At 73.6% G+C, this 5,111-nt stretch carries 4 protein-coding genes; 3 read left to right on the top strand and 1 reads right to left on the bottom strand.

The genetic code is table 11. From position 1 onward, the window contains the following. The first annotated feature begins 405 nt into the window (after positions 1-405). Both AB0958_RS44415 and AB0958_RS44410 read left to right on the top strand, forming a co-directional pair. Positions 406-1,560: an acyl-CoA dehydrogenase family protein gene (locus AB0958_RS44415; protein ID WP_366896176.1), complete on the top strand. Its 1,155-nt coding sequence runs from the start codon at positions 406-408 to the stop codon at positions 1,558-1,560. Next, a complete protein-coding gene (locus AB0958_RS44410) occupies positions 1,560-2,609 on the top strand; it encodes a Zn-dependent alcohol dehydrogenase (protein WP_366896175.1) in 1,050 nt (349 codons plus the stop codon). The genes AB0958_RS44415 and AB0958_RS44410 overlap by 1 nt, the downstream gene beginning before the upstream one ends. Here the strand turns inward: AB0958_RS44410 and AB0958_RS44405 are convergent. Then, on the bottom strand, positions 2,599-3,624 hold the full coding sequence (locus AB0958_RS44405; RefSeq protein ID WP_366896174.1) for a helix-turn-helix domain-containing protein: 1,026 nt from the start codon (positions 3,622-3,624) through the stop codon (positions 2,599-2,601). The two genes, AB0958_RS44410 and AB0958_RS44405, sit on opposite strands and share 11 nt — an antisense overlap. A gap of 71 nt (positions 3,625-3,695) precedes the next feature. Here AB0958_RS44405 and AB0958_RS44400 point away from each other — a divergent pair, with 71 nt between their 5' ends. Next, positions 3,696-5,006 carry an MFS transporter gene (locus AB0958_RS44400; protein ID WP_366896173.1) on the top strand — a complete coding sequence of 437 codons (1,311 nt, stop codon included), beginning with the start codon at positions 3,696-3,698 and terminating at the stop codon, positions 5,004-5,006. The last annotated feature ends 105 nt before the right edge of the window (positions 5,007-5,111 follow it).

The raw sequence follows: 5,111 nt of genomic DNA, 5'->3' as shown, positions 1-5,111 counted from the left end.
GATCTCCGCGGCGTCGCGACGCCCGGCACGCACGCTCGACGCACGGGGTGGCGGGCCAGGTGGCTCCGCCACATGATCCGCCACCCCGCACGCCGATCGCACGCACCGAACGCCGCTCCGCCACGGAGATCCATCAGAAGGGCCCTAGGGGGGGTGGGGGTGCCGAGTGCCTGCTCGCCGTTGGGGTGCGGTGTGTGGGCGAGTGCGGCGCCGCCGTGGTTCCTCGAGCAGTTCCTCCCCCAGCCTTCGGCCGGGGGGACCCCCAGCGCCCCTGAGTTCGCTGTCCGCACCGGCGTTTCGAGGTTCTGTCCGCTTTCTTCTTCCGCCGCGACGGTGATCGGCCCCCACGGCGGTGGCCGGCGGTTTTCCGTGCGGCCGTAACCCGAACAAGCTTTGGAGGGCACCGTGGAGTTCGGTTCAGTGCCGGAGGACGAGGCGTTTCGCCGGGAGGTACGGGCCTGGCTCCGGGCGCACGTCGGCGGTGGGGTGGACCGGCGCGGGTGGGAGCGGATGCTCGGGGCCGACGGGTGGATCGGGCTCGGGTGGGCCGAATCCGGTTACGGGAACCGGACCGCCACGCTCACGCAGCAGGTCGTCTGGGCCGAGGAGTACGCCCGGTCGGCCGCGCCGCCGCGCTCCGGGCACATCGGGGAGAACCTCCTCGCCCCGACGCTCCTCGGCCACGGCACGCCCGAGCAGAAGGCGCGGTTCCTGCCGCCCGTCGCCGCCGGTGAGGAGCTGTGGTGCCAGGGGTACAGCGAGCCCGGCGCCGGGTCGGACCTGGCCGGGGTGCGGACCGCGGCCGTCCGGGAGGCGGACGGCTACCGGGTGTCCGGGCAGAAGATCTGGACCTCCCTCGCCCACGAGGCCGACTGGTGCTTCGTGCTCGCGCGGACCGAGCCCGGCTCCCGCAGGCACCACGGGCTGAGCTTTCTGCTCGTGCCCATGGACCAGCCCGGTCGCATCGAGGTCCGGCCCATCCGGCAGCTGACCGGCACCAGCGACTTCAACGAGGTCTTCTTCGACGGCGCGTACGCGCGCGCCGACCACGTCGTCGGCGGCGAGGGCAACGGCTGGCGCGTGGCGATGAGCCTGCTCGGTTTCGAGCGGGGGGTGTCCACGCTCGCCCAGCAGATCGGGTTCGCCGAGGAACTGGGCCGGGTGGTGCGGGACGCCGTGGCGAGCGGCGCGGCCGCCGATCCGGTCGTCCGGGAGCGGCTGGTGCGGCAGTGGGCCGAGTTGCGCGTGATGCGGTGGAACGCCCTGCGGACGCTGGGGAGTTCGGCCGCCGAGCCGGGCGCGCCCAGCGTGGCCAAGCTGCTGTGGGCCGGCTGGCACCAGCGGCTCGGTGAGCTCGCCGTGCTGGTGCGGGGCGCGGCCGCGAGCGTCGGCCCGGCCGACTGGTCGGCCGCCGCGCCGTACGAACTGGACACCGCCCAGCACCTGTTCCTCTTCTCGCGGGCCGACACCATCTACGGCGGTTCGGACCAGGTCCAGCGCACGATCATCGCCGAGCGCGTGCTCGGTCTGCCGAGGGAACCGAAGGGGGTCGAGTCGTGATGCGCGGTGTGGTGTTCGACGGGAAGCAGGTCCAGGTGGTCGACGACCTGGACGTCCGGGAGCCGGGGCCGGGTGAGGTGCTGGTGGCCGTGTCGGCGGCCGGGCTCTGCCACAGCGACCTGTCCGTGGTGGACGGGACCATACCCTTCCCCGTTCCCGTGGTGCTCGGCCACGAGGGCGCCGGAGTGGTGGAGGCGGTGGGTGCGGGGGTCGGCCATGTGGCGCCGGGCGACCACGTGGCGCTCTCCACGCTCGCCAACTGCGGGGCGTGCGCCGACTGCGACCGGGGGCGGCCGACCATGTGCCGCAAGGCCGTCGGGCGCCCCCAGCAGCCGTTCACCCGCGGTGGACGCAACGTTTACCAGTTCGCCTGCAACTCCGCCTTCGCGGAACGCACCCTCGTCAGGGCCGTGCAGGCGGTGCGCATCCCGAAGGACATCCCGCTGACGTCCGCCGCGCTGATCGGCTGCGGGGTGCTGACCGGGGTGGGCGCGGTGCTCAACCGGGCCCGGGTGGACCGCGGCGACACCGTGCTGGTGATCGGCACCGGCGGGATCGGGCTGAACGTCATCCAGGGCGCGCGGCTCGCGGGCGCGCTGCGGATCGTGGCCGTGGACGCCAACCCGGCCAAGGAGGAGGTGGCCCGGCAGTTCGGCGCGACCGACTTCCTGACCTCGACGGACGGGGTGAAGGACCTGCTGCCGCACGGCGTCGACCACGCCTTCGAGTGCGTGGGCCGCGTCGAACTGGTCCGGCAGGCCGTCGACCTCCTCGACCGGCACGGCCAGGCGGTCCTCCTCGGCGTGCCCGCCGCCACCGCCGAGGCGTCCTTCGTCGTCGCCTCCATGTTCCTGGACAAGTCCATCCTGGGCTGCCGTTACGGCTCCTCCCGTCCCCAGCACGACATCGCCCTGTACGCCGAGCTGTACCGGCAGGGCCGCCTGATGCTGGACGAACTGGTGACCGCGACCTACCCGGTGGAGGACTTCGAGAAGGCCCGCGCGGACGCGGAGGCGGGACGGGTGGCCCGGGGGGTGCTCACGTTCTGACGGTCCGCGTGGTCTGCGTACGGAAGGTGCGGCGGTAGGCGGTCGGGGTGACGCCCAGTGCCGTCTGGAGGTGCTGGCGCATCGACTGGGCGGTGCCGAAGCCGGCGTCCCTGGCCACCTGGTCGACGGAGAGGTCGGTGGACTCCAGGAGGTGGCGGGCGCGTTCGACGCGCTGCCGGGTGAGCCACTGGCCCGGGCTGACGCCGGTCTCCTCGCGGAAACGGCGGGTGAAGGTCCGTACCGACATGGCCTCCTGCTCGGCCATGTCGCGCAGCTGGATGGGTTCGTGCAGGCGGCCCAGGGCCCAGGCGCGGGCGGCCGTGGTGGTGGCCGTCTGGAGGTCGGGGACCGGGCGGTGGATGTACTGGGCCTGGCCGCCGTCCCGGTGCGGGGGTACGACGGTGCGGCGGGCCACCTCGTTGGCGACGGCGGTGCCGTGGTCGCGGCGGACCATGTGCAGGCACAGGTCGATGCCGGCGGCCACCCCGGCGGAGGTCAGCACGTCGCCGTCGTCGATGAACAGGACGTCCGGGTCGACCTCGATGCGCGGGAACAGCCGCTGGAGGTGGTCCGCCTCGGCCCAGTGCGTGGTCGCCGGGCGGCCGTCCAGGTAGCCGGCGGCGGCCAGGACGTAGACGCCGGTGCAGATGGAGGCGAGCCGGGTGCCGGGGCGGATGTGGGCCAGGGCGGCGGCCAGTTCGGGGGTGAGGACGCCCTCCTCGAAGACCGGACCCAGCTCGTACGAGGCCGGGACGATCACCGTGTCGGCGGTGGCCAGCGCCTGAGGTCCGTGCGCCACGTGGATCGCGAAGTCGGCGTCGGTCTCGACCGGTCCCGGCGGCCGCACCGAGCAGGTCACGACCTCGTACAGCGGGCGGCCCCGGCGGTCCTTGGGGCGGCCGAAGATGCGGTGCGGGATGCCCAGCTCGAAGGGGAGCAGACCGTCCAGGGCGAGGACGACCACCCGGTGCGGGCGGAAACCGGGCGCACCGGGCTCGTCGGGCTCACTGTCCATGGCCCGATCCTAGCGAACCCTGTCCTTCGGGCCACTCGATGGAGTGAACCGGCTGGCCGAAGCTTTATGGTGTGCCCCAGCAAACCGAACCCGCAGCAGTCCTCCAGCACCCGAAGCCGGCCCGCGCACCGCGTCTCCACCGCGCCTGGTTCGTCGCCGCCGTCACCTTCGTCACGATCATCGGCGCCGCCGCCTTCCGTTCCCTGCCCGGCCTGCTCATCGACCCGCTGCACGCGGAGTTCGGCTGGTCGCGCGGCACGATCGGGGCGGCCGTCTCCGTCAACCTCGCGCTGTACGGGCTCACCGCGCCCTTCGCCGCCGCCCTGATGGACCGTTTCGGCATACGGCGTGTGGTCGCCGTCGCCCTGACCGTGATCGCGCTCGGCTCGGGCCTGACCGTGTGGATGACGGCGGCCTGGCAGCTGCTGCTCTGCTGGGGCCTGCTGGTCGGGCTCGGCTCCGGGTCGATGGCCCTCGCCTTCGCGGCCACCGTCACCAACCGCTGGTTCACCACCCGGCGCGGCCTGGTCACCGGCATCCTCACCGCCGCCTCCGCCTCGGGCCAGCTGATCTTCCTGCCGCTGCTGTCCTGGATGGTCGAGACGTACGACTGGCGCCCGGCCGCCGTCACCGTCGCCCTCGCCGCCCTCGCGGTCGTCCCCTTCGTCTGGCTGCTGCTGCGCGACCACCCGGCCGACGTGGGCCTCAGGCCGTACGGCGCCGACCAGTTCGTGCCCAAGCCGCCGCCGGTCACCGGCGCCGCCCGCCGGACGATCGGGGTGCTCCGCTCCGCCGTGCGCACCGGGCCCTTCTGGCTGCTCGCCGGCACCTTCGCGATCTGCGGCGCCTCCACCAACGGCCTGATCCAGACCCACTTCGTGCCCGCCGCCCACGACCACGGCCTGCCGGTCACCGCGGCGGCCTCGCTGCTCGCGGTCGTCGGCGTGTTCGACGTCGTCGGCACCATCGCCTCCGGCTGGTTCACCGACCGCTTCGAACCCCGCCGCCTGCTCGCCGTCTACTACGCCCTGCGCGGCCTCTCGCTGCTCTTCCTGCCGATGCTGCTCGGCCCGTCGATCCACCCGCCGATGATCTTCTTCATCGTCTTCTACGGCCTGGACTGGGTCGCCACCGTCCCGCCCACCCTCGCCCTGTGCCGCGAGCAGTACGGCGAGGACAGCGCCATCGTCTTCGGCTGGGTCCTCGCCTCCCACCAGGTCGGCGCGGCCCTCGTCGCCTGGCTCGGCGGCGTCGCCCGCGACGCTTTCGGCACCTACGACATGGTCTGGTACGCCTCCGGCGCCCTGTGCGCGGCGGCGGCCCTGATGGCCCTGGTGATCCGCCGCCGGCCGATGCCGCCCGTGCCCGCTCTCGCCGTCTAGGGCCCTGGGGCCCTGTCCCGAGCCCTCCGGCACCGGCAGCTTGCCCCACGGGGTCACCGCGGCCGCGCCCTCGACAGTCGCCGGGACCACGTTGCCGAAGCCGAG

The sequence above is a fragment of the Streptomyces sp. NPDC006655 genome (assembly GCF_040703965.1).
In the GTDB taxonomy this organism is placed as follows: domain Bacteria; phylum Actinomycetota; class Actinomycetes; order Streptomycetales; family Streptomycetaceae; genus Streptomyces.
Note: the sequence above shows the minus strand (reverse complement) of the source record. Positions and strands in the feature narration are given on the sequence as shown.